General features: G+C 34.8%; 23 protein-coding genes. 16 read left to right on the top strand and 7 right to left on the bottom strand.

The window, feature by feature from the left end:
* The first annotated feature begins 5 nt into the window (after nucleotides 1–5).
* Complete coding sequence (gene cytX / locus HMPREF1252_RS01875) at nucleotides 6–1,187, top strand: putative hydroxymethylpyrimidine transporter CytX (RefSeq protein ID WP_023059012.1); 1,182 nt, start codon at nucleotides 6–8, stop codon at nucleotides 1,185–1,187.
* Between the two features lie 115 nt (nucleotides 1,188–1,302).
* Here cytX and HMPREF1252_RS01870 read toward each other — a convergent pair whose 3' ends face one another.
* Complete coding sequence (locus tag HMPREF1252_RS01870) at nucleotides 1,303–2,904, bottom strand: ABC transporter ATP-binding protein (protein ID WP_023058941.1); 1,602 nt, start codon at nucleotides 2,902–2,904, stop codon at nucleotides 1,303–1,305.
* A gap of 199 nt (nucleotides 2,905–3,103) precedes the next feature.
* Here HMPREF1252_RS01870 and HMPREF1252_RS01865 point away from each other — a divergent pair, with 199 nt between their 5' ends.
* The 12 genes from HMPREF1252_RS01865 (at nucleotide 3,104) to HMPREF1252_RS01810 (ending at nucleotide 14,492) form a co-directional block, all read left to right on the top strand.
* Nucleotides 3,104–4,750, top strand: a complete 1,647-nt coding sequence (locus HMPREF1252_RS01865; protein WP_023059065.1) for an ABC transporter substrate-binding protein — start codon at nucleotides 3,104–3,106, stop codon at nucleotides 4,748–4,750.
* Between the two features lie 13 nt (nucleotides 4,751–4,763).
* The gene (locus HMPREF1252_RS01860; RefSeq protein ID WP_023058954.1) at nucleotides 4,764–5,741 is read left to right on the top strand and encodes an ABC transporter permease; all 978 of its coding nucleotides are present in this window, start codon (nucleotides 4,764–4,766) and stop codon (nucleotides 5,739–5,741) included.
* Nucleotides 5,731–6,618, top strand: a complete 888-nt coding sequence (locus HMPREF1252_RS01855; RefSeq protein WP_023058998.1) for an ABC transporter permease — start codon at nucleotides 5,731–5,733, stop codon at nucleotides 6,616–6,618. The genes HMPREF1252_RS01860 and HMPREF1252_RS01855 overlap by 11 nt, the downstream gene beginning before the upstream one ends.
* Before the next feature lie 4 nt (nucleotides 6,619–6,622).
* On the top strand, nucleotides 6,623–7,405 hold the full coding sequence (locus tag HMPREF1252_RS01850) for an ABC transporter ATP-binding protein (RefSeq protein WP_023059114.1): 783 nt from the start codon (nucleotides 6,623–6,625) through the stop codon (nucleotides 7,403–7,405).
* A complete protein-coding gene (locus tag HMPREF1252_RS01845; protein ID WP_023059022.1) occupies nucleotides 7,399–7,998 on the top strand; it encodes an ABC transporter ATP-binding protein in 600 nt (199 codons plus the stop codon). The genes HMPREF1252_RS01850 and HMPREF1252_RS01845 overlap by 7 nt, the downstream gene beginning before the upstream one ends.
* A 153-nt stretch (nucleotides 7,999–8,151) precedes the next feature.
* Nucleotides 8,152–9,060, top strand: a complete 909-nt coding sequence (locus HMPREF1252_RS01840) for a phosphate ABC transporter substrate-binding protein (RefSeq protein ID WP_023059124.1) — start codon at nucleotides 8,152–8,154, stop codon at nucleotides 9,058–9,060.
* A complete protein-coding gene (pstC, locus tag HMPREF1252_RS01835; protein ID WP_023059061.1) occupies nucleotides 9,057–9,965 on the top strand; it encodes a phosphate ABC transporter permease subunit PstC in 909 nt (302 codons plus the stop codon). The genes HMPREF1252_RS01840 and pstC overlap by 4 nt, the downstream gene beginning before the upstream one ends.
* A complete protein-coding gene (pstA, locus tag HMPREF1252_RS01830; protein WP_023058947.1) occupies nucleotides 9,949–10,830 on the top strand; it encodes a phosphate ABC transporter permease PstA in 882 nt (293 codons plus the stop codon). Before pstC ends, pstA begins: the two co-directional genes overlap by 17 nt.
* Nucleotides 10,823–11,572, top strand: a complete 750-nt coding sequence (pstB, locus tag HMPREF1252_RS01825) for a phosphate ABC transporter ATP-binding protein PstB (RefSeq protein ID WP_008902645.1) — start codon at nucleotides 10,823–10,825, stop codon at nucleotides 11,570–11,572. The genes pstA and pstB overlap by 8 nt, the downstream gene beginning before the upstream one ends.
* Nucleotides 11,572–12,222, top strand: coding sequence for a phosphate signaling complex protein PhoU (phoU, locus tag HMPREF1252_RS01820; RefSeq protein WP_023059002.1), 651 nt, complete (start codon nucleotides 11,572–11,574; stop codon nucleotides 12,220–12,222). The genes pstB and phoU overlap by 1 nt, the downstream gene beginning before the upstream one ends.
* Entirely contained in the window at nucleotides 12,203–12,853 is a 651-nt protein-coding gene (locus tag HMPREF1252_RS01815) for a response regulator transcription factor (RefSeq protein ID WP_023059068.1), read from the top strand. Before phoU ends, HMPREF1252_RS01815 begins: the two co-directional genes overlap by 20 nt.
* Before the next feature lies 1 nt (nucleotide 12,854).
* Entirely contained in the window at nucleotides 12,855–14,492 is a 1,638-nt protein-coding gene (locus HMPREF1252_RS01810; RefSeq protein WP_023058958.1) for an ATP-binding protein, read from the top strand.
* 54 nt (nucleotides 14,493–14,546) lie between these two features.
* Here the strand turns inward: HMPREF1252_RS01810 and HMPREF1252_RS01805 are convergent, their stop codons facing one another.
* Complete coding sequence (locus HMPREF1252_RS01805) at nucleotides 14,547–15,476, bottom strand: copper amine oxidase N-terminal domain-containing protein (RefSeq protein WP_023059034.1); 930 nt, start codon at nucleotides 15,474–15,476, stop codon at nucleotides 14,547–14,549.
* Nucleotides 15,477–15,483: 7 nt separating this feature from the next.
* Complete coding sequence (locus HMPREF1252_RS09175; RefSeq protein ID WP_008902640.1) at nucleotides 15,484–16,089, bottom strand: hypothetical protein; 606 nt, start codon at nucleotides 16,087–16,089, stop codon at nucleotides 15,484–15,486.
* A 118-nt stretch (nucleotides 16,090–16,207) separates the two neighbouring features.
* On the opposite strand from HMPREF1252_RS09175, the gene HMPREF1252_RS01795 reads away from it, so the two are divergent.
* Genes HMPREF1252_RS01795 through HMPREF1252_RS01785 form a run of 3 tightly spaced genes read left to right on the top strand, consistent with a single transcriptional unit; the run spans nucleotide 16,208 to nucleotide 19,714 of the window.
* On the top strand, nucleotides 16,208–17,533 hold the full coding sequence (locus HMPREF1252_RS01795; RefSeq protein WP_023059104.1) for a CCA tRNA nucleotidyltransferase: 1,326 nt from the start codon (nucleotides 16,208–16,210) through the stop codon (nucleotides 17,531–17,533).
* Entirely contained in the window at nucleotides 17,526–18,869 is a 1,344-nt protein-coding gene (gene glmM, locus HMPREF1252_RS01790) for a phosphoglucosamine mutase (protein WP_023059095.1), read from the top strand. Before HMPREF1252_RS01795 ends, glmM begins: the two co-directional genes overlap by 8 nt.
* An 8-nt stretch (nucleotides 18,870–18,877) precedes the next feature.
* Nucleotides 18,878–19,714: a DegV family protein gene (locus tag HMPREF1252_RS01785; protein ID WP_023059015.1), complete on the top strand. Its 837-nt coding sequence runs from the start codon at nucleotides 18,878–18,880 to the stop codon at nucleotides 19,712–19,714.
* A gap of 91 nt (nucleotides 19,715–19,805) precedes the next feature.
* Here HMPREF1252_RS01785 and HMPREF1252_RS01780 read toward each other — a convergent pair whose 3' ends face one another.
* The 4 genes from HMPREF1252_RS01780 to HMPREF1252_RS01765 form a co-directional block, all read right to left on the bottom strand.
* On the bottom strand, nucleotides 19,806–20,279 hold the full coding sequence (locus HMPREF1252_RS01780; RefSeq protein WP_023059087.1) for a methylglyoxal synthase: 474 nt from the start codon (nucleotides 20,277–20,279) through the stop codon (nucleotides 19,806–19,808).
* 250 nt (nucleotides 20,280–20,529) lie between these two features.
* Complete coding sequence (locus tag HMPREF1252_RS01775; protein ID WP_023059023.1) at nucleotides 20,530–20,976, bottom strand: GNAT family N-acetyltransferase; 447 nt, start codon at nucleotides 20,974–20,976, stop codon at nucleotides 20,530–20,532.
* A 69-nt stretch (nucleotides 20,977–21,045) separates the two neighbouring features.
* Nucleotides 21,046–22,455: a leucyl aminopeptidase gene (locus HMPREF1252_RS01770; RefSeq protein ID WP_023059106.1), complete on the bottom strand. Its 1,410-nt coding sequence runs from the start codon at nucleotides 22,453–22,455 to the stop codon at nucleotides 21,046–21,048.
* A 154-nt stretch (nucleotides 22,456–22,609) separates the two neighbouring features.
* Nucleotides 22,610–23,737, bottom strand: a complete 1,128-nt coding sequence (locus tag HMPREF1252_RS01765; protein ID WP_023059041.1) for an aldo/keto reductase — start codon at nucleotides 23,735–23,737, stop codon at nucleotides 22,610–22,612.

Here is a 23,737-nt window from a genome sequence, read left to right as displayed (position 1 = left end):
AAGAAATGACAAAAAATTCAGAACACGCACTGATTTGGTTCGGAGCAGGTGTGTCTATTGCAGAAATGTTAACTGGAACCTACTACGCATCTCTCGGACTAAAAAATGGAGCATATGCAATTTTACTTGGCCATTTAATTGGCTTTATTTTTATGTACTTAGCAGGATATATTTCAGAGCGAAGTGAAAAATCTTCAATGGAAACAGTAAAGATTACCTTCGGCAAGAAGGGAGGAATCCTGTTTGCAGTATTAAATGTCGTTCAACTTGCAGGCTGGACTGCCATCATGATTTATGACGGAGCACTATCAGCAGGTGAAATCTTAAAGTATGGTAGTGGAGTATGGGCAGTGGTTATAGGAGCACTTATAGTACTCTGGATAGTAGTTGGAATTACATCACTTAAATGGATAAATACTCTTGCTATGACACTTTTATTTGTACTTACTATTATTCTAAGTCGTCATGTATTCTCAGGTGAAGCAGCAGGACCTATGGGCGATGCAATGAGTTTCGGAGCAGCAGTGGAACTTGGAGCAGCGATGCCACTATCTTGGATACCAGTCGTAGGTGATTACACCATGAACTCAGAAAAGAAAAAGATAGGCGCATTTGTTGCAGCAGGAGTCTACACCATAGTAAGTATATGGATGCAATTTATCGGACTTGGAGCAGCGTTATATGCAGGAGAAACAGATATTTCACTTGTGATGATAAAGGCGGGAATAGGCACCATTGGACTTTTAATAGTTGTACTATCTACAGTTACCACCACTTTCCTCGATGCATATTCAGCAGGCATATCCTCTAGAAGTATTTTAAAAAAACTAAATGCGAAGACCGTCGGAGTTGTAGTAACAATACTTGGAACAGTCCTAGCTATGGTCTACAATATGGACGATATCACAGGATTTTTATATTTAATAGGTTCAGTCTTTGCACCGATGACAGCAGTATTAATAGCAGATCAATTAATTCTCAAATCAAAATATATTAGAAAAGAATTTGAAATTAGTCACCTACTATCCTGGGCAATAGGGTTTGTAATTTATAGAAAGCTTCTAACTAAGGACTTTTATCTTGGAGTAACATTTGTAAATATTCTTATCACCATCGCAATCACGGTTATCCTAAACAGAATAGGATTGATAATAAAAAAATCCAACAAGAAAATAGAAGGAAAGTAATTTTAAATAGAGCCGCAAGGTTCTATTTTTTTTATTAAATTTTTAAAAAACTGATTAAATTTAATTCAATACAAAAAACAGGCTTCTTTTTATGTAAGCCTGCTTAATTTTAAATTTAAATTCTAATAATTTCATCCGCTTTTTTCGTGAAGTCTTCTCTGTGGGTGATGGATACGATGGTGATATTTTCTTCCTTTGCAAAATTTACAAGATCACTTACGAAGTTTTCACTGGTAGCTTCGTCAAGAGCACTGGTAGGCTCGTCAAGAAGTAGAAGATCTGGTTTTCTTATAAGCATCCTTGCAATTGAAATTCTCTGTTTCTCTCCACCACTTACATTTTCTCCTCTTTCATCGATTACAAAATCTAATCCCTTCTCCTTTACCAAGTTTTTAAGTTGGCAGACTTCGATAACTTTATTTAACTCTTCATTACTAAATTTATCTCCAAGAATTATATTTTCCTTAATGGATTTATTGATAGTGAAAGGTTTTTGGTCCACCTGCATGATATTGTCATAGATGGCAGCTGATGAAATTTCGGAAATATCCTTTCCATTTATCAAAACTTTTACATCTTTATTATCCACGAACTTAGAAATAATATTGTAAATAGTAGATTTGCCTTTACCGCTTTCTCCAACGATGGCGTAGACTCTTCCCTTATTTAAAGTAAAATCAACATCTTCTAGGATAGTTCTCTCTCCAAAGGAATAACCAGAAGACTTAAAATCTAGACTTTCAAATGAGCTGCCTGTATTTAGCATAGGTTTCTTAGTATCTACACAAGGAAGTTCCAATAGATTTTCATTTTTCTTTAGAAGTTCGTCGGCAACTTTTTTCTTGCTTATAAGATCTCCAAGGAATGTGATCGGTTCAGTAAGCGCTCCTGCAATAGAAAGAATTGCAACAAGTTGTCCAACGGTCATAGTGCCTTTAAGTACAAAGACCAAAGAGATAACAACGGTTGCAAATGGCATAATATTATTTGCAAAGACATACACATCTGAATATATTGCAATTTGCACTGCAAGTTTTTTGGAAGCTTTGTACTTATCATCTAGTATATTTTTATATTCATCGAAGAAATATTCTTCTTTTTTAAGTTGTTTTACAGTTCTCGCTCCCTCCATGGTCTCTATGATTTGTGAATTTTCTTTTCCGGAGATTGCTTGAAGCTCTACGCTATATTCCGCGATTTTCTTAGATGTTATCTTAGAAACAAACATACCGAGTAAGACACAGACTAGTGCAAATATACTTACAAAGTAGTTATAGTAAGTAATAAGGCTTATGGTTATTATAAATTGTGTCGCCATCATAAAAGTTGTAACTGTGGATAGAGAATACATTTCAGAAATACGTTCAGTATCGCTGGTAATGGATGTTAATATATCTCCAGATTTAAACTTGGAAATATCTATGTAGTCCAATTTAAAAAGATTGGAAAATAAATTCTTTCTAATTTGAAAAGAACCGGTTTGAATGATAATCCTTAGATAGTATTGAAAAGCGAAACTAACTATTAAAAATGCTACTAAAAGTATAACGAACTTGATGGACAGATCCTTTATTAGATGCACTTCTTTAGAAGTAACTGCGTCCACGATTTTTTGAATCATAAAAGCACTTAGAACAGCACCGATAGAATTCATCATTCCAGTTATGATTGCGATGATTTGGGTTTTCTTGATTTCTGAAAAGTGTTTATTAAACATATTCTCCTCCTGAATTTTTACAATAGTCTCTAAATATGATTTTACCATATATATTGTCATAAAAATTTTAAAATATAAATCGAAGCCAATTAAAATAATTTTTTACTAAAAACAATAATATTTTTGTAACAAATTGCATATTATTTTGAATTATTGTAACAAATGTTATACTATGATAAAATTTTACTAGGAGGTATTTATGAAAAAATTATTTAAAAAATTATCTATTTTATTATTATTTACATTAATTCTTACATCTTGTGGCAAAAAGGATGAGGGAAATCAAGCCGCAAACGATAAGAACAATGTAGAGACAGAAAGTGTACATAATAAGGATGAGCTTGTGCTAGGTTTTGGTTCTGAACCGGACAAGGGTTGGGACCCTATACATGGCTCTGGTCACTACGGAACTTCTATTTTCCAATCAGCTCTACTTAAAAGAGACCTGGATTTAAATATAGTTCCAGATTTAGCAAAATCTTATGAACTTTCAGAAGACAAAAAAACTATAAAAGTTGAACTTAAAGACGATTTAAAATTCTCCGATGGTTCAGATTTAACCGCAAGTGATGTAGCTTTTACATACAATCTTGCTAAGAAGGAGGGTACTCCTGGAGTTAATCTAACTAGACTTGTAGATGCTGTTGCAACTGATGATAAACACGTTGAAATTCATCTAAATGAACCAGATATTTCTTTTACATCATCCATGTGTTCACTTGCAATCGTGCCAGAAAAATCTTATGGTCCTGATTATGGAAAGAACCCTATCGGCTCAGGTCCATTTAAACTCGTTGAATGGAAAGTAGGTCAACAACTTATAGTTGAGCCAAATGAATACTACATCGGAGAAAAAGTTCCTTTTAAGAAGATTACATTTTTATTTTTTAAGGACCAAGACCAAGCTCTTGCTACTGCAAAAGCTGGTGATTGCGATGTAATTAGAATTCCTATTACTGCAAAGCACACAGACTTCCCAGGATTTCATACTGAATCTATAAAGACTGTCGACAACAGAGGGATATCTCTTCCAACTGTACCATCTACTGGAAAGGTGACAGATGATAAATCAATCATGCCTGGTTCACCTATCGGAAACAATGTTACTTCCGATATAAATATCAGACGCGCTCTTGATATCGCTATGGATAGAAAAGAAATGATCGAAACTATCCTAGATGGAGAAGGTACTCCTGCATATTCAATCGCTGATGGACTTCCATGGTTTAACGATAAGACTGTAGAAGAAAATGACGGAGACATAGAAAAAGCTAAGAAGATTCTAGAGGATGCAGGTTGGGTAGAAGGATCTGATGGAATTAGAGAAAAAGACGGTGTAAAAGCTAAGTTTGACCTCTACTACGCATACCAAGATCGTGAAGACATAGCAGTTTATTTCTGCGACCAAGCGAAAAAAATCGGTATCGAAATTAATCCTATATTCGGTGATTGGGATTTCGTAACTCCACATATGTATTCAGATGCAGTTCTATTCGGTTGGGGAGGTTACGATCCACTTGAAATGTTCTACAGTTATTCATCTTTGTACAGAGGAGTTGAATACTACAACTCAAACTTCTATTCAAATAAAAAAGTTGACGAATATTTTGAAAAGGGATTGTCTTCAGACACTGTAGAAGAATTAAATGAAAACTTCAAGCTTGCTCAATGGGATGGAGAAACAGGACTTTCTGCTAAGGGGGACTGTCCATGGGTATGGCTTGTAAATGAAAATCATGTGTACCTAGTAAGAGATGGTCTCGATATAGGTAGACAAAAAATTCAACCACACGGTGGTGGATGGCCAATGTTAGATACCATTTCTAATTGGAAATGGACTAAATAAATAGGAGGGGAAGATGGCTAAAAAAGTACTAAAACAAATAACTTACTTCATTTGTTTACTAATCTTTGTAACATTTATATCTTTTCTTTTGATGGACATCTCCCCTATTGATCCCGTCTCTGCTTTTGCGAGAAGCAGAGGCGTGGGTCTTACACCTGAAATGAGAGAGAAACTTATAAGAGAGTGGGGACTAGACCTTCCATTTATAAAGAGATACTGGATTTGGATTACCCATCTTGTAAGAGGAAATCTTGGGATTTCAAACATCTACGGAAGACCTGTTCTGGAAATAATAAAGAGAGGTTTCAAATCATCAATAATGCTTATGAGTTTTGCCTGGATTATTCAAGGAATATTCGGGCTATTTTTAGGAATTATTGCAGGTTCAAACGAAAATAGCTTAAGGGATAGATCTATAAAATTATATGCAATAGTTTTGGCGTCTACACCACAATTTTGGGTGGGAATGCTTATGATTATAATATTTTCCATTAAGCTAGGACTATTTCCTGCATCCATGGGAAGTCCAATAGGAATGCTTGAAAAAGATATTTCCATCGCAAGTAGGCTTCACCACATGATACTACCTGGGATAACTCTTGCCATAGTTGGAATTTCAAATATCGCCCTTCACACTAGGCAAAAGGTCATAGACGTTATGAATTCTGAATATGTGCTCTACGCCTATTCAAGAGGAATACAAAAGAACAGAATCGTAAATAGTTACGCCTTAAAAAATATGATCCTACCAGGACTAACCATACAATTTACATACTTTAGCGAATTATTTTCTGGAGCAGTCCTTGCAGAAAATGTATTTAACTATCCAGGACTTGGAAGTCTAACTGTAGAGGCTGGACTAAGAGGAGATGTACCTCTACTACTTGGTCTCGTTCTATTCAGTATGATCTTTGTCTACGTTGGAAATAGGATGTGCGACCTTATGTATGTAATTCTAGATCCGAGAATGAGGTGGCAAGATGAAGATTGATTCAAGTACCATAAGAGAAAGTCTCCTTAAGGAAAGGCAAGTTGAATACAAGGACGAACTCAGCAGAAAAAGAATTTGGATGATGATCATCATGATCTTAACCGCATCATTTATTCTATATGTATATGTTCACGGATCACTTATAAATGAAGAAGCTCTTTCTTCAAACTTTAGAGAAAAACTAATGGCTCCGTCTAAAAATCATATCTTCGGCACAGATCATGCAGGACGTGATATGTATCTTAGAACGATTAAAGGTCTTGCAACTTCTATCAAAGTTGGATTTATCGGAACCATTGCCAGTTTTTTAATCTCAATAATATTTTGTATTTTACTTGTGGTTGGAAAAGAAAAGACGGATACAGTTGTAAATTTCTTAATCGATGGATTCTTATCCATACCACATATGATGTTTTTAATTCTCATTTCTGTTGCTGTTGGCAGGGGAATAAGAGGAGTTATAATCGGACTTGCTCTCACACATTGGACTGGACTTACGAGGATTCTTCGATCAGAAATTCTTGAACTTTTGGATGAGAACTATATAAATATTTCAAAAGCCATGGGAAAGAGCAATTTCTATATTTTTAAGAATCATATTTTGCCGCACCTACTTCCACAGATTGTGGTAGGGCTTGTACTACTATTTCCACATGCGATTTTACACGAAGCAGGGATAACATTCTTGGGATTTGGACTTTCCCTTTCCACTCCAGCAATTGGAATCATCCTTCAAGAGAGCATGAAGTATATAACCACAGGACATATTTATCTTGCACTATTTCCTGGACTTATGCTCGTATTCTTGGTGCTATGTGTAAATAGGTTGGGAGAAAATCTAAAAAGTTTCCTAGATCCAAATGAAATTCACAGGTGATGCTATGCTACTCACAGTTAAAAATTTAAATATATCATTTGAACAGTACACAAGCTTCTTTAGAAAGAGGATCGTCCACGTAGTTCACGATTTGGATTTGGAAGTAAGGGATGGAGAAATCCTGGCAATATTCGGCGCATCGGGCTCAGGTAAGAGTCTACTTGCCCACGCGATTTTGGGCCTTCTTCCATATAACGCATTAGTTTCTGGAGAAATAAAGTATAAGGAAGAAGAACTTACCAAGGAGAGATTAAATAAACTCTATGGGAGAGAAATTTCTTTTATACCACAGACAGTAAACTCACTAAATCCGCTTTTAAAAGTTGGAAGGCAGAGCGAATATACTGCAGATAAAAGAGATGTAGAAATAGTCTACGAAGAATTCGGTTTAGAAAAAGATGTGCTAAACCTCTATCCCCACGAACTATCTGGAGGAATGTTAAGAAGAGTTCTAGTTTCAGATTCAATTCTTGCTGATGCAAATCTAATCATAGCAGATGAACCGACGCCGGGAATGGATACGAAAAGTACTGACACCATCATAAATTATTTTAAATCTGTCAAAGCTAAAGGAAAATCTGCGGTGGTAATCACCCACGACATCGAAATGGCGATGAAATGTACAGATAGAATTGCATTTTTTTATGACGGAACTATTATAGAAACTACAGAAATAGAAAAGATTGGAGAAGATGGAAATGGACTTGCCCATCCATATTCGAGGGCATTATTTAGAGCACTTCCAGAAAATGGATTCCATTCAATAGAAGCAGGTGACCTATGCTAGAAGTTAAAAATGTTTCATTTTCATATGGAAATAAAGAAGTTTTAAAAAATATAAACTTGAGTGTGTCCCCGGGAGGGCTGACGATTATAACCGCCCCATCCGGATATGGAAAATCAACCTTAGGCAAATTAATCGGAGGATATTTAAAACCATGTAGGGGAGAAGTCCTGGTCGACGGGAAAAACATTTTAGACTACAAAGGATATCTTCCTGTGCAGATGGCATTTCAACATCCGGAAAAATCTGTAAACAGAAGATGGAAGATCGGCAAGATTTTAAATGAGGGTTGGAATGTAAATTGTGATGTGGCAGAAAAATTTGGAATAAAGGACTACTGGTTGGAGAAATTTCCACAGGAATTATCCGGAGGAGAACTCCAAAGAATTTGTCTTGCAAGAATAATGTCTCGTGAGACGAAGTACCTGGTTCTTGACGAAATAACCACCATGGTAGATGCAATAACTCAGGTGCAACTTTTCGAAGTGCTAGAACATTTTAGAATAGAACACAATATGGGAATGATTTTAATCTCCCACAACAAGAGACTTATAGATAGACTTGACGGAGAGGTCATAGATCTTACAAAATTTTAAAATTACCACCTTTAGATTAATATCAAAGGTGGTTTTTTTATGAGTTGAATTGCAAATAAAATTTAATTGTAAAGATTCTTTACATAAACTAGGATTAATCTTTATATTGCCTTTACACTGACCACCTATAATGAAAAACAAGAGGTGATATTAATGAAAAATCTTATGAAAGGATTAGTTATCGTCCTAGCATTTGCCCTACTAGTGGCTTGCGGAAAAGATACAGCTAAGAAAAATAGTTCAAACGAAAAGACAAACAACCAAAAGACTGAAGAAAAGTCAGATAAGTTAGAAGGATCCATCACAGCATCTGGATCATCTGCACTACTTCCACTTGCACAAGACGCTGCAGACAAATTCAAAGAAGTTGAACCAAATATTTCCATCACAGTTAATGGTGGAGGATCTGGAACTGGACTTAAACAAGTATTTGACGGTTCAGTAGATATTGGATCTTCTGACGTATTTGCAGAAGACAAACTAGATGCAGAAAAAGCAAAAGAATTGGTGGACCACAAAGTATGTGTAGTTACCATGGCTGCTATAGTTAATAACGATATCGGAGAAAAAGTAAACGACCTAACAAAAGATCAGCTTAAGAAAATATTTACAGGTGAAATAAAAAACTGGAGCGAAGTTGGCGGACCTGATGAAAAGATTCTATTAGTAACAAGACCTGACTCTTCAGGAACTAGAGCACTATTTACAGAATTTGCCCTTGATGGAGATAAGACCCAAGGCGATTCTTATCTTGAAACAGATAACTCTGGAGAACTTCTAGAAACTATAAAATCAAACAAAGGTGCAATTGGATATGTAGCTCTACCATATATTATAAATAACAGTGACGTTACCCCTGTTGCCATAGATGGTGTTAAACCTAGTCTTGAAACAACTTACGACGGAAGTTATCCTGTTTGGGGATATGAACACATGTATACAAAAGGCGAACCTAATGAAGTGGTAAAAGCATTTATTGACTACATCATGTCCGACGAGTATGCATCTCATATTGAAGAACAAGGATATGGCGCAACTTCCAATATGAAAGTAGAAAGATGATAAGAGAGAGAATAAGAAAAATATCTAGCCAGGACACGAAGTTCAGAGGGATAGTATATGGAATTTCATTTTCTACCATCCTTATAACTATCTTTATAGGAATATTCTTAATGTACAAGGGACAGTATACATTTACTGCCCTTGGACATTCTCTAAAAGAATTTCTATTCTCATCTGATTTTAATCCTGCGGATTCTGTGGGAGCCAAGGGTACTGTTGGATCAGTACCATTTATACTTGGCTCTTTTTACACATGTGGACTAGCGCTTTTATTTGCAACTCCGTTTGCAGCAGTATCATCAATATTTATAACAGAAGTATCTCCAAGGTTGGGAGAGAAATTCTTAAGACCGACTATAGAAATATTTGTTGCGATTCCATCCATCGTATATGGATGGACGGGACTAGTGGTGCTTGTACCATTTATAAGAGATCTATTTAATCTAAGCTACGGAAATAATATCTTCACTGCTGCTATAGTTCTGTCTGTCATGATATTTCCAACCATTGCATCTGTCATGATCGACTCTTTAAAAGGAGTTCCAAAAGCTTACAAAGATGCATCCTACGCATTGGGTACCACGAGATGGCAAATGATTTACAAAGTTCTAGTTCCTGCTGGAAAATCTGGAATGATTACGGGAATTATTCTTGGACTTACAAGAGCCATGGGAGAAGCACTTGCAGTATCCATGGTAATAGGTAAGACTAGAAATGTTCCAAAATCCATATTTGAATCCGCTTCAACTCTAACTTCTGTAATTGCATCGAACATGGGAAATACTTTTGACAAGACGGAGTATAATTCAGTCCTATGGTCTATGTCAGCGCTTCTATTTATAATTTCCATTCTTTTAATATTTTTAATTCATAAGGTAGGAGATAGAAATGAACAAAATAAATAGGGCAAGAAAGATAGATAAATGCATCACAGTTTTATTTACCACAGTTGCGGCGATGATCATACTTCTGCTTATGGCATTTGTAGGTTATGTGATTTTTAAAGGGATAAGATCTTTCGATTTAGAATTTTTAACCTTCACTAGAAAGGGAATAATGAACCAGGTATTTAACACCATCTACATGGTATTTCTATCCTTGGTATTTTCCGCCCCGATTGGAATCTTAACGGGAATCTACATCGTTGAATTTGCAAAGGAAGGAAGGATGAAGAAATTTATTAAGCTTTCAATAGAAACTCTAAGTTCACTTCCTTCTATAATCGTTGGACTTTTTGGATACTTGGTATTTATTTTAATGACAGGAGCAAAGTGGAACATGCTCGCAGGTGCTCTTACACTTTCAATCCTCTCAGTGCCACTTATTGCAACTACAACCATCGATGCACTAAACGGAGTTAAACAAGAAGTAAGACTTGGAGCATACGCCCTTGGAGCAACATCTAAGATTACAATCTTACAAGTTTTACTTCCAGCTTGTATCTCAAGAATATTCACTGGAGTGCTACTTGCAGCGGGAAGATCATTTGGAGAAGCGGCGGCACTTCTATATACGGCGGGAATGAGTACGGACATAGTTTGGTCAAACTTAGATATTACATCTAGGACCAACTTCTTAAATCCATTTAGACCTGCTGAGACATTGTCCCTTCATATATGGGCACAGTTCACAGAATCAACGGCAGTAAACGCAAAAGATATAGCAAACTTTTCTTCTGCGTTGCTTATAATAATAGTTCTTCTTTTCAATATATTTGTAAGGAAGTATTCAAAATCATTGGATAGAAAATTGGGAGGAAAAGTTGAGTAAATTTAAAATAGAGAACCTGGATTTTTATTATGGAAATTTCAAAGCTCTAAAAGATATCAACGTGGAGATGGAGGAGAAGGAAGTGACTGCACTTATCGGACCTTCTGGATGCGGAAAGAGTACATTTTTAAAAATCTTAAATAGAATGAGCGACTTAAATGACAATTCAAAAGTAGATGGCAAAATTTTACTTGATGGCAAGGATATTTTTACAGAGATGGACCCAATTGAACTGAGATGGAGGGTCGGAATGGTATTTCAAAATCCAAACCCATTTCCAAAATCCATCTATGATAATGTAGCCTTCGGACCAAGAGTTCAAGGAATAAAAAATAAAAAGGAGTTAAACGAAATAGTTGAGAGATCTCTCTATGACGCAGCTCTTTTAGACGAAGTTAAAGATAGACTTAAGAGCTCAGCCCTAGGATTATCTGGTGGGCAACAACAAAGACTCTGCATCGCAAGAGCCTTGGCAACGAAGCCAGAAGTGCTACTTATGGATGAGCCAACCTCTGCACTAGATCCAATATCCACTTCAAAGATTGAAGAATTGGTGGACAGATTAAAGAAGGACTACACAATAATAATTGTCACCCACAATATGAGTCAAGCTTTAAGAATATCTGACAAGACAGTATTTTTCCTACTTGGAGAAATAATCGAAGAGGGTCCGACCCTAGAATTATTTGAAAGACCAAAGAAGAAAAAAACTGAAGAATATATAACAGGAAGGTTCGGTTAATGAATAGATTAGATAATAAATTATTGGATTTAAATACCACCATGCTTGAAATGAGTAGACTTGTGGAAAGGGCAATCGAAGAACTTTTAAAAGCGATAAAAGAAGAGGAAGATATAAGCCTAGAACATTTCAACTCTGTCTATGAAGAGCTTGATTCTCTAGACAAACAGGTGCAAAACACATGTCTTAGAATGCTTCTTGAGTTTCAACCGGTGGCAGGGGACTTTAGAAAGATAAGTTCCGCCTTAAAAATGGTAACTGATATAAATAGAATCGGAAATCAATGTATAAATATTGCAAGAATTATCTCTGAAATGAATCCTGTGGTGGAAAAAGATCTATATCTTGAAATATTTAATATAGCCACCTATTCAAAAGATGTAGTGAAAAGTGCAATCTATTCCTTTATCAAAAATAGCTACGAAGATGCGGAAGAAGTGACGAAAAAAGATGATTCGGTGGACGAAGAATTTATAAATATAAAGAATAGAATGATTAAAAGGATACAGAACGGAGATCTAGATGCATCTATGATAGTTGATATAATAATTATAGCTAAATATTTCGAAAGGATTGCTGATCACGGTAGTAATATTGCAAAATGGGTAAAATATTCTACAGGGGGAACAATTGAAAATAGCAATAATTGAAGATGAAGAGGATATAAGAAAATTAATTGAATATGCACTTTCAACCCAAGGATTTGAAGTAAGTACCTTTGAAAAAGGTCCAGATTTTTTCAAAACGGAAATTCTACCAGATATAATTCTACTAGACATCATGCTTCCAGGTATGAGCGGACAGGAAATATTAAAAAAGATTAGAGAAAATAGAAAGTTCGACAACACACTTGTAATCATGTTAACCGCAAAATCTGCAGAGATGGATGTTGTAAGCTGCCTTGAAGCGGGAGCAGACGACTATATCAAAAAACCGTTTGGAGTAATGGAACTTATTTCTAGGGTCAAAGCTCATATCAGAAGGCTCGGAAGAGAAGCAGAAGAAATCGAAGTAAGAGATATTAAAATCGACACCAAGAGAAGAACCGTTAAAAAGGACGGAGAAGAAATAAATCTCACCTACAAAGAGTTTGAACTTTTAAAATACTTGGCGGAAAATAAATCCATAGTCTTAACTAGAGAAAATATCATCGAAAAGATATGGGGCTTCGACTATATTGGAGAGACGAGAACGGTGGATATGCACATTGCCAGCCTAAGACAGAAAATCGGTGAAGACTATATAGCAACTATTCGTGGCGTAGGCTACAAGATGGAGTAATATGAGAAAGAAAATATTTAATTCCATGGTTTTGATATCCGTCTACTGTTTACTATTTACAGCATTTTTCTCTGGACTTGTATTCTATAGAATATATAGACAAAACGTAGAGAAAAATCTTAAAACCACAACTAGGCTCATAGTAAGTCAGTATGAAATGGATAACAGCAGCCTGGAAAGATTAAAAGCACAGGGTTTAAGAATAAATTTAATAGATAGTGATGGCAAAGTCCTATACGACAGCGAGAAAGATTCTTCCACCTTTGAAAATCACAGAGAGAGACCGGAGATAAAAGATGCACTGGAAAAAGGTGAAGGCAAGTCCATAAGGTATTCAAAAACATTAAACAGGGACACCATCTACCACGCAATAAAATCAGACGACAAAATAATCAGGGTTGCCCAGGAAGTAAACTCGGTATTTTCCATATTTAGAATAATATTTCCAGTGGAAATATTTATAGTGGTGGCGCTATTTCTCCTTTCACTATTTATTTCCAAGAGAATTACAGAAAATATAACGGAACCGATAAAACTAGGAGTTTACAAGCATCAAAACCTATATCCAGAACTAGATCCATATCTAAGAGAGATAGACGAAAAAAATCTAGAACTTGAAAAACTCTATTCCATTGAAAAGAGTCAAAATGATACTGTGGAAGCAATCTTAACGAAGATGAAAGAAGGTTTAGTAATATTTGACAGATCACTAAGGCTTGTGCTGATAAATGATTCTGCCATAAATATTTTAAAGCCAATCAACTCAAAGAAGGGCTCCCATATATTGGAACTTACCAACGAATCTAAAATTCTAGATGCAGTAAATGAAGGTTTCAAAGGAAAATATATAAAAGGCGAGATTGAAATAGATAATAAAATCTATGAATACTTCATCTCACCAGAATCAGAATCTCTAGGAGGAGTAGCACTTCTTCTAACAGATAAAACCTATGAAAATAGTTTGAAAGAAAAGAGGGAAGAGTTTACAAGCAATGTAACCCACGAACTCAAAACTCCCCTTACAATTATCTCAGGATTTGCAGAACTTTTAAAATCTGGAAACGTTGAAGAGGAAAAGACAAAGGAATTTGGCGGAATAATCTACAAACAATCCACCAATTTACAAAGACTAATAGACGATCTTTTAAAGATATCTAAACTAGAAGCAAATGATGCTGTAATCATAGAAGAGCTAAGCTTAGACGAGCTTGGTGACGAAGTCTGTGACGATCTAGCAATCGAAATAAAAAATAAAAATCTAAATCTAGTAAAAGATTTTGACAGGGTAAAGGCAAAGGTAAACGGAGAAATGATAAAAGAGGCTATGATGAACCTCTTAACCAATGCAATCAAGTACAATAGAGACGGTGGCGAAATCAAATTTAAAATTGCAAAAGAAGATGGATTTGCTTTAGTGCAGATATCCGACAATGGAATAGGAATCGAAGAAGAATTGCTAGACAGAATCTTTGAAAGGTTCTATGTAGTGGATCACTCCAGATCTAAAAAAATATCCTCCACAGGACTTGGACTATCCATAGTAAAACATATAGTAGAAGCCCACGGAGGAAGGATTGAAGTCACATCAGAAATAGGAAAGGGCAGCACCTTTACAATCTATCTTCCACTTGAAAAATAAAATTTTTCATAAAAATACCCGGACATTAGATTAAAAGTCCGGGTTAATTTTTTATTATTTATTAACTTTGTCTAAAAGGTTCTTTATAGTTGGATCTCCAAGTAGACTGTCTTTAGTTTCATTGTATTTTTTGATTGCTTCATCAGGATTGTAAGGAATACCTTCCGCATTTGATTTAAGTGCTTTCAAATGTTCTGCAATTCTGATGTTAAAAACTGTAAGATCTTCTACAACTTTTGTAGCAGCCTTTTGGTCCTTCTTGATAAGAGAATCATCAAATCCGTTTATAACACTCTTTAGAGTTTCCATAGATTTTAGTAGGAAATTGTGAGATTCTTTAAACTTATCAGGCACCTTTAGATCTTCAATCTTCTTTATGATATCATTAGCTTCAGCCTTTTTAGCTTCGTATATTTCTTTAAGCTCAGTTTCGTTATACTTGCTTGCATTTTCGAATAGATATGACTTCATTTCGTCAAACTTTATCTTTAGATCTTCTTCTAAACTCTTAGCAGTATCGTAGTATTCTTTTTCTTCTGCAGTTAAATTAAGTCCGTAAGCAGATTTAGTTTCAAGGATAACTTTGTAAGTTTTTGCATCCCAAGAAGTCTTAACTCCTAAGTTTTCAGAGATAAATCTAAGTGGTACAAAGGTTCTGTTATCCTTTAAAAGTGGAGCAACATCAATCATAGCAGCTTTACCATCTACTTTTGCTTCCTTATTACCGATGGTAAGTTCGATTTTTTTATTATTGTTTGTAATAGTAACAAGTTGTGCTTTTTCATTCCAGTCAACTTTGAAACCAAGTTTTTCAGAAATAAATCTAACTGGTACAAAGGTTCTGTTATCCTTTAGAAATGGCTCTACATCTGTAGCAACTACTTCGTTATTTAAAACGATGGATATTTTATTTGCACCGCTTGCAAGTACAAAACTTGGTATAAGTAGTAGAGCTAGTATAATAGTAAATATTTTATTTTTCATTTTGACCTCAATTCTTGTCGTTTGTAGTATCTTCTATAGTTGTTTCTGCTTGTTTTTCTTCTCTCTTGTATCTATTTTCTACATAGTTTAGACTCTTGTCTTCGCTTGACATGATTTCGATGAAAGAATCTTCTGATCTAGCAGGTACAATCTTACCGTTTTCGTCATCTTTGTAGAAGATGATGTATTCTCTTCCAGATTTAAGAGTCTTTGGAATGGTCATCTCAACTTGAGAAAGATCACCCTTGTAGTCTACGACGAAGCTTGCAGTATATCCTTCAGCTGAATCTTGATTAACTCTTATACGAGAAATATAAGAAGAGTCATCGCAAAGGCTCTTTAAAAATTCTTTGTTATAAGCTTTTGGAGTAGCTTCTGGAGCAGTACCTTCTTCGCCTTCAGTATTTTCTGAATCTGTACCATCAGGATTTTCTCCGTTTTCAGTGTTTGTAGTTCCTTCTTGATCCGTTTTATCTTCGCCTTCTTTGTTATTTGTAACTTCAGTAGTCTTTGTGTTTTGATTTTCTACTGGAAGTTTAGTAGTTTTATTCTTCTTGCAACCTACTAAAAGAAGAGGAAGTATTAGAAGTATAATAAATAATTTTCTTTTCATAAAAACCTCCTATTATGTATATTGTACCATAAAAGGGATATTTATAATTATTTTTTGCTTCTTATTCTCATTACTTTTATAAATTAACTAGTGATAATCATTGTGTTATAATAGAATCATGGAAAATATAATTTCTGATGAACTTATGAATCTTTTTAATATTTTAAACAGTCACTATGAATCCTACTTCGTTGGTGGGGCGGTTAGGGATATGATTCTCGGATACAGTATCCATGATTATGACATCACAACATTGGCAACTCCAGATGAAATAAGGAAGACTCTTAAGATGTACACCACCATTGACATAGGTGGATCTCTTGGAACGGTGCTTGCTCTTACAGAAAATTATTCTGTGGACATTACACCTTTTAGACTCGATGGTGAATATAAAAATTTTAGAAAGCCGGAGGAAGTTATTTTTTCTAAGGATGTAAAAGAAGATTTAAAGAGAAGAGATTTTACTATAAACGCTATACTCTACAACGGAGAATTTATCGACTACGTTGGCGGACTTCGAGATTTAAAAAATAAAATTATTCGTCCAATAGGAGATGCGAATATAAGGATAAAAGAGGATGCCTTAAGAATTCTTCGGGCGGTGAGATTTGCCGCAAAGTATGATTTTGAAATTGAGGCGAGTTTAGAATCTGCTATAATTTCAAATGTAAATCTACTTAAAAATATATCTTTCGAAAGAATTCGCGATGAATTTGTAAAGATTTTACTTGATAAAAACGTAAAAAAGGGTATGAATCTTTTAAGGAAGCTACATATTTTTGATATTATCCTTCCTGAAATCCTACAAACCTACGATTACGATCAGAATTCTAAGTTTCACGAGAACAATCTCTACGACCATATTTTAAATGTGGTGGGATATTCACCAGAGGTTTTAGAGGTTAGACTTGCAGCACTTTTACACGATATTGGTAAGCCTGCTACATTTTCTTTGGGAGATGATGGAGTGGCTCACTACTTCGGCCATGAAATAGAGAGCAGCAAAATTGCAAAAGAAGTGCTTAGAAGATTTAAGTTTTCAAATGAAATTATAAAAAAGGTAGTCATACTTATTGAAAATCACATGACTTTTCAAAGTGTCATGACAGATAGGGCACTTAGAAGACAGATCAGAAAAGTAGGAAACGAAAATATTTTAGATCTCTACGACCTTATGGTTGCTGATAGACTTGGCACTATGAAATCTCGTTCTGCTGATGATATTTACACGAGGAGAGATAGGGTAGAAGAGCTTCTAAAGGAGCCGACTTCGAAACCGAAATTTTTAAACATCAGTGGTTCAGATTTAATTGAAATGGGTTTTACACCGGGACCAGAATTTAAAAAGATTTTAAATGATTTGACAGAAATGGTGCTCGATGACCCTGAAATAAATACAAATGAAAAACTAAGACAGATAGTAGAAAGGAATTACAATGGCTAGACTATTTGGAACAGACGGAGTAAGAGGTATTGCAAATGAATACCTAACTCCAGAATTGGCATATGATATAGGAAAAGCAGCAGGATATGTGCTTGGAAATGAAAGTACATTTAGAAGAGTTATAATCGGAAGGGACACTAGACTTTCTGGAAATCTTTTGGAATGTGCGGTTGCATCTGCTCTTATGAGCATAGGTTACGATGTTGAACTTGTAGGAGTTGAACCTACACCGGCAATAGCCTATTTAACTAGAAATGGAGATTATGATTTCGGAATAGTTATATCCGCATCTCACAATCCATTCGAATACAATGGAATTAAATTTTTCAGTCACGAAGGCTACAAACTAAGTGATGAAGTTGAAGATAGAATCGAAGAGCTTATACATTCTGACGTAGCTCTTTACAAAACTCTTCCTTACGATGAAATCGGAAAGGTAGTTCACACCGACGCTAGAGAAAAATACAAAGAATACTTAAAATCTTGTCATGATTTCGATCTAAAGGGCATGAGAATTGGAATCGATGCTGGAAATGGAGCATTATATAAAATTGCAAAAGAAGTGCTAGAAGATTTAAACGCAGAGGTTACTATAATAAACGACAGTCCAGATGGAACTAATATCAATAAATCCTGCGGCTCAACCAATCCTGAACTTATAAAGAATCTTGTAAAAGAAAATGGACTTGACGTTGGATTTTCTTTCGACGGAGATGCAGATAGAATAATCGCTGTCGATGAGCTCGGCCGTGAAATCGACGGAGACCATATCCTTGCAATTTGTGCAACCTATCTTAAAAATACAAAGGGACTTAAAAATAATATTGTAGTTGGAACAGTAATGACCAATATCGGTCTTGCAAGATACTTAGAAACCATAGGTGCACAGTTAATAACCACCAAGGTTGGAGATAGATATATCTTAGAAGAACTTAGAAAAAGAGATGGAGTTCTAGGTGGAGAACAATCCGGTCACGTAATATTTTTAGATTACAACACCACAGGAGATGGACTTGGCACAGGATTATTCCTTCTTGAAGCTATGAAAAATATGAACATGAAACTATCAGAGTTAAACGACCTTATGGTTTCATATCCACAAGTTTTAGAAAATGCAAGAGTTAGAAATGAACTCAAGTACAAGTACGAAGAAGATTCTGAAATCGTAGCAAAGATTAAAGAAATCGAAGAAAAATTAGAAGGGGAAGGAAGAGTAGTCATTAGGACCTCTGGTACAGAACCTGTAATAAGAGTTATGATTGAAGGAAAAGACACAGAAGTAATAGGAGAGTATGCGAGAGATTTGAAAAAGCTTATTGAAAGCAAACTCAGTTAGGAGGAAATATGGTAGGAATAGTAGTAGATTCATGTTGCGACCTTACAAGAGAAATTATTGAAAAATATAATGTTGCAGTCGTACCATTTAAAATGACGATAGAATCAAAAGAATATGTAGACGATGAAAATCTTGATTTAGAAGCATTCTTGACTAATATGCAAGCATCTAAAAAAGGAGTCGTTACATCCTGTCCATCGCCTCTAGAATATAAAGAAGCAATCCTTTCAAGAAATACAGACGAAGTATTTGTAATCACCATTACAAGCAAACTATCTGGATCTTATAACTCAGCGATGGTTGCAAAACAAATGGTAGAAGAAGAAAATAAAAATATAAAAGTACATGTTATTGATTCTTTAGCAGCTGGAGCAGGAGAGATTGCACTATTTTTAAAACTAGTAGAACTTAGAGAAGGATTAACATTTGAAGAAATTGTTGAGAAGATGGAAAATCTAAGAAATAGCATGAAAATATTCTTTATACTAGATAAGTTTGATAACTTAGTTAAGAATGGAAGAATGGGAAAAGTTACAGGCATCATGGCAGGGGCACTAAACATTAGACCAATTATGCACGGAGTAAATGGTGAAATCGAAGTTTTCCAAATCAATAGAGGATTTAAAAAATCTCTTGTAAATTTAGCTAAAAATATTGGAGAAATGTTCGATGATTTAGGAGAAAGACTGATCATCACAGTAGGAGTTGGATCAGAAGATAGATCCGAATTTTTAAGAGAAAAACTGGAAGAAATGTATAATTTTAAAAATTATCATTACTTCACAGCAAATGGACTAACATCCACCTATGCAAATGTTGGCGGAGTAATAGTAGCGGTAATTTAATATAAAAATAAAAGCGGCTTAGACCGCTTTTTTTGATGTTAAAATTTATCTCAAAAAAGGCGACCTCCAGCCGCCTTTAAAATATAAAAGATTAATCAAATTTATTTTTTAAAATTCTATGTTCCACAGAATATTCATTGTCCAAAATCTCAACTTCATATTCCTCGTTAAACATAGGTGAAGATAAAATATAGTCGCCAGTAGTAGGAGAAGTTGCCATAGCGATGTTATATAGGGTTGCAATTCTTAGGAGAGCCTTGACATCTGGGTCATGAGGTTGTGCCTCAAGTGGATCCCAGAAGAAAACTAAAATATCAATTTCCAAATCAGAAATTTTTGATCCAAGCTGCAAATCGCCTCCTAGTGGACCAGAGACAAGCCTCTTTACATCCAGGGAAGTCTCGCGAGAGATTAGTGTAGCAGTTGTGCCAGTTCCAATAAAATTGTGACCTCTCAGTTTTTCTTCGTGCTTTTTTACCCAATCCAAAAGTTCTTTTTTCTTGTGATCGTGGGCAACAAGGGCAATATTTTTCTTTTTATTAACTTTAATTTTTTTAACTTCCATAAGTACCTCGAATTCTAAAAATCATGACTTAGTTCTTTCTTTCAAGTATATATTATCAAAGATTAAAATCCTTGCATAGCTTTTTAAAATAGGTGGAATGTCAAAAGGATGTAATTTTTACGAATAAAAATTTGAGATATGAAAATATAATACTTTTAAATAATCTATCCAAAATACAATAAAATTTTTACATAAAAATATCTGTTGGTGTTTTACTCCCCAACAGATATTATAGCCAATAAAAACTAATTTATATTTTTAAATTTTGTATATACAATTCTTTACCTACTTGTTTAAAGCCAGCAGCTTCAAACATCTTTTTACTTTGTGTATTAAAAGAAAATATGGTTGCTTTTAATTCTTTTATACCTTTTGCTTTGGCTAGTAATATCATTTGATTAATACATTTTCTACCAATGTGCTGATTTTGAAATTCTTTTGAGATAACAATAGCAATTTCATTATCATTAAAAATAGACACATCGCCTACTAGGGTATTATTAAATTCAATGTAGTAACAATCGCCATTAGAAGAAAGATAGTTATACATCGCATCTAATCTTTCTATTGTATAAGGAATATCTATGTTATCAACTTGTTTGCAAACATCTAAATCTTGATACCATTTCAGAGTAATTTCTTGATTTGGAAAATATGAAATGAGTTTTAGATTATTTTCAATTATTATTTCTTCCATATTATTTAATATTTTTTGTAAAAGTCGGCAGAGGGAAATCCTTCTGCCGATAATTTTTGATTTATTTTATTAATAATTCTTTACAAATTCGTAAAGTGATTTAACTGGTACTCCTGTTGCTCCTTTTGGTAGGTAGCCTTTTTGTGAATCGCCAAATGCTGGACCTGCTATGTCTAGGTGAACCCATGGTCTTTCTTCTACGAAGTTTTCTAAGAATAATCCTGCGGTGATTGATCCGCCGCCACCTGAAACAGAGTTTAATAGGTCAGAAATAGTTCCCTTTACTGCTTCTCTATGAACTTCAAAGGTTGGCCATCTCCATACTAATTCTCCGGATTTTTCGAAAGCTTTAGCAATCTTATTATAGTTTTCGTCACAGTTTGAAACTGATCCTGTGGTGTACATTCCTAGTCCAACGATACATGCTCCTGTAAGTGTAGCAAGGTCAACTATAACTTTTCCGTCGTACTTAGTAGCTGCATAGTAAAGTGCGTCTGCAAGGGTTAGTCTTCCTTCTGCATCAGTGTTTACAACTTCTATTGTTAGACCTTTCATTGAGCCGATGATATCTCCGTTTTTATATGCGTCACCAGAGATTAGGTTTTCGCAAGCTGCAACAATTCCAACTACATTTTTCTTAACTTTATTTTTTGCAAGGGCATGGATAGCTCCTATTACTGCTGCTGATCCACCCATGTCTGATTTCATACTTGCCATTGAGCCTGCAGGTTTGATTGCGTATCCACCTGCGTCGTAGGTAAGTCCTTTTCCAACTAGCATGATTGGTTTTTCATTTGCAACTGGAAGGTATTCCATAATTATAAATTTAGGTTCTTTATCTGATCCTCTTGCAACTTGTAGGAATGCTTCCATGTTTAGTGCTTCGATTTCAGATTTTCCTAGAACTTTTACATTTACTCCTAGATTTCCTAAATCTTCTTTTGCGAAGTTTGCAAGTACTTCTGGGTACATGTCGTTTGCTGGTGTGTTTACAAGATCTCTAGTTACAAACACACCTTCTAGTACATTTTTATATTCTTCGACTAAATTTTCAAGTCCTTCAGCACCTTCTATAAATACTGTAGTTTCTCTTTCGTCTTCATCTTCATCTTTCTTTAGATATTTATCGAATTTATAAGTTGCTTGTAGAGCGCCTTCAACTAGCACTTTAAGCACATCTTCCTTTTCAAAAGATGAAACTTTTTTAAGAGAAAACTTCATATCTTTTTTGATTTCAATAATTTTTTTGGTTCCTGCGAAGATTGCACGTCTTAGGTGGTCAAGATTACTTTCTTTTCCAATTCCTACGAATACTCTTTCGTTTTTGCCAGGTCCTAGGATGGTTAAAATATTTCCAAGTTTTGGACTAAAAGATTCCTTTAGGTATCCGAGAGTTTCGTCGCATACGTTTAAACCTTCAAAATTTTCTGGAACTAGGACTAATTCTACTCCTTTTCCACTTTCAATTTTAAAATTCATTTGTCTCCTTCTTTCTTTAAATAATATTTATCATCAATAATAGTATATCAAAAAAATATTTTCTATTCTATCTTTTCTAGTTATTCTAGGAATTAAACTTTTCTTTATATTACAAATAAAAAAAGGTAGTCAGATTTTCCAACTACCATAATTTTTAAATTTGATTTTCTATCTTTTCTACCACATCTTTAAGAGCATCTATGATTTCAATGTGTTGAGGACAGACTGATTCGCAGTGACCGCATTCTATACATTCAGATGCTTTACCATTTGTTCTAGTCGCCAAGTCATAATTATGTTCGAAATTTGCTGTTTCATACATCTTCTTTTGGTTTAGAATAGAAATCATACTTGGAATACGAATGTTTTGAGGACATCCTTCGAGACAGTATTCACAAGTTGTACAAGGAATTAAATCGATAGAATTTAAAATTTCTACAACTCTATCTATTGCTTTTCTCTCTTTATCATTTATTTTTTTGAAATCCTTCATGTAGGACAAGTTGTCCTTCATTTCATCAAGGCTTGACATTCCGGAGAGAACCATCCTTACTCCTTCGAAGGAAGCTGCAAATCTAATTGCATAACTTGCCATGGAACCACCGTTTAGATCTTCTAATATTTTTCTGGCGTCTTTAGGTAGGTTTGCGAGTTTTCCACCTTTGACAGGCTCCATAATAATTATTTCCTTATTATGTTTTCTGCACACATCGTAGCAAGCCTTGGACTGTACGATTTTGTCGTCAAAGTCGATATAGTTAAATTGAATTTGCACCATCTCGATCTCTTCATGTTCACTTAAAATCTTATCAAGAAGTTCTGCACTATCGTGAAAGGACATGCCAATATGTTTTATAAATCCTCTTTCCTTCAGGGATTTAACTACTTCAAAGGCTTCACAGTCCATATATTTTCCGTAATTATTTCTACTCACAGAGTGGATTAAATAATTATCGAAATATTCGACTCCGCAAGCTTCAAGCTGACTCATAAATAAAGGCTCTATGTCTTCCTTCTTTTCGAAGTACATGGCAGTAAGTTTATTGGTCAGAATATATTTATCCCTGCTATGTCTAGATGAAAGACATTTCTTCACAGCAACTTCTGAAAAAGTTTTGTGGTATCCGTGGGCTGTGTCGAAGTAGTTAAATCTATTTTCTAAGAAATAATCCACCATTTCACAAACCTTGTCGTATAAAATTTCTTCTTTTTCTCCTGTTACTATCTTTGGAAGTCTCATCATACCAAAGCCAAGCAGTTTGTTTCCAAAATTAACACTCAT

This window comes from Peptoniphilus sp. BV3AC2, assembly GCF_000478945.1.
GTDB lineage: Bacteria > Bacillota > Clostridia > Tissierellales > Peptoniphilaceae > Peptoniphilus_B > Peptoniphilus_B duerdenii.
The sequence above is the reverse complement of the archived record's forward strand: the minus strand, read 5'-3'. Positions and strand labels throughout refer to the sequence as shown.

Bases quoted from the DNA above. Each gene is read 5' to 3' on its own strand.
- HMPREF1252_RS01770 (WP_023059106.1), bottom strand. From the start codon at position 22,455: ATGAATTTTAAAATTGAAAGTGGAAAAGGAGTAGAATTAGTCCTAGTT.
- glmM (WP_023059095.1), top strand. From the start codon at position 17,526: ATGGCTAGACTATTTGGAACAGACGGAGTAAGAGGTATTGCAAATGAA.
- HMPREF1252_RS01805 (WP_023059034.1), bottom strand. From the start codon at position 15,476: ATGAAAAATAAAATATTTACTATTATACTAGCTCTACTACTTATACCA.
- HMPREF1252_RS01785 (WP_023059015.1), top strand. From the start codon at position 18,878: ATGGTAGGAATAGTAGTAGATTCATGTTGCGACCTTACAAGAGAAATT.
- HMPREF1252_RS01765 (WP_023059041.1), bottom strand. From the start codon at position 23,737: ATGAGTGTTAATTTTGGAAACAAACTGCTTGGCTTTGGTATGATGAGA.
- HMPREF1252_RS01775 (WP_023059023.1), bottom strand. From the start codon at position 20,976: ATGGAAGAAATAATAATTGAAAATAATCTAAAACTCATTTCATATTTT.
- HMPREF1252_RS01795 (WP_023059104.1), top strand. From the start codon at position 16,208: ATGGAAAATATAATTTCTGATGAACTTATGAATCTTTTTAATATTTTA.
- HMPREF1252_RS01855 (WP_023058998.1), top strand. From the start codon at position 5,731: ATGAAGATTGATTCAAGTACCATAAGAGAAAGTCTCCTTAAGGAAAGG.
- HMPREF1252_RS09175 (WP_008902640.1), bottom strand. From the start codon at position 16,089: ATGAAAAGAAAATTATTTATTATACTTCTAATACTTCCTCTTCTTTTA.
- phoU (WP_023059002.1), top strand. From the start codon at position 11,572: ATGAATAGATTAGATAATAAATTATTGGATTTAAATACCACCATGCTT.
- HMPREF1252_RS01865 (WP_023059065.1), top strand. From the start codon at position 3,104: ATGAAAAAATTATTTAAAAAATTATCTATTTTATTATTATTTACATTA.
- pstC (WP_023059061.1), top strand. From the start codon at position 9,057: ATGATAAGAGAGAGAATAAGAAAAATATCTAGCCAGGACACGAAGTTC.
- HMPREF1252_RS01845 (WP_023059022.1), top strand. From the start codon at position 7,399: ATGCTAGAAGTTAAAAATGTTTCATTTTCATATGGAAATAAAGAAGTT.
- HMPREF1252_RS01810 (WP_023058958.1), top strand. From the start codon at position 12,855: ATGAGAAAGAAAATATTTAATTCCATGGTTTTGATATCCGTCTACTGT.
- HMPREF1252_RS01840 (WP_023059124.1), top strand. From the start codon at position 8,152: ATGAAAAATCTTATGAAAGGATTAGTTATCGTCCTAGCATTTGCCCTA.
- cytX (WP_023059012.1), top strand. From the start codon at position 6: ATGACAAAAAATTCAGAACACGCACTGATTTGGTTCGGAGCAGGTGTG.
- HMPREF1252_RS01860 (WP_023058954.1), top strand. From the start codon at position 4,764: ATGGCTAAAAAAGTACTAAAACAAATAACTTACTTCATTTGTTTACTA.
- HMPREF1252_RS01780 (WP_023059087.1), bottom strand. From the start codon at position 20,279: ATGGAAGTTAAAAAAATTAAAGTTAATAAAAAGAAAAATATTGCCCTT.
- pstA (WP_023058947.1), top strand. From the start codon at position 9,949: ATGAACAAAATAAATAGGGCAAGAAAGATAGATAAATGCATCACAGTT.
- HMPREF1252_RS01870 (WP_023058941.1), bottom strand. From the start codon at position 2,904: ATGTTTAATAAACACTTTTCAGAAATCAAGAAAACCCAAATCATCGCA.
- HMPREF1252_RS01850 (WP_023059114.1), top strand. From the start codon at position 6,623: ATGCTACTCACAGTTAAAAATTTAAATATATCATTTGAACAGTACACA.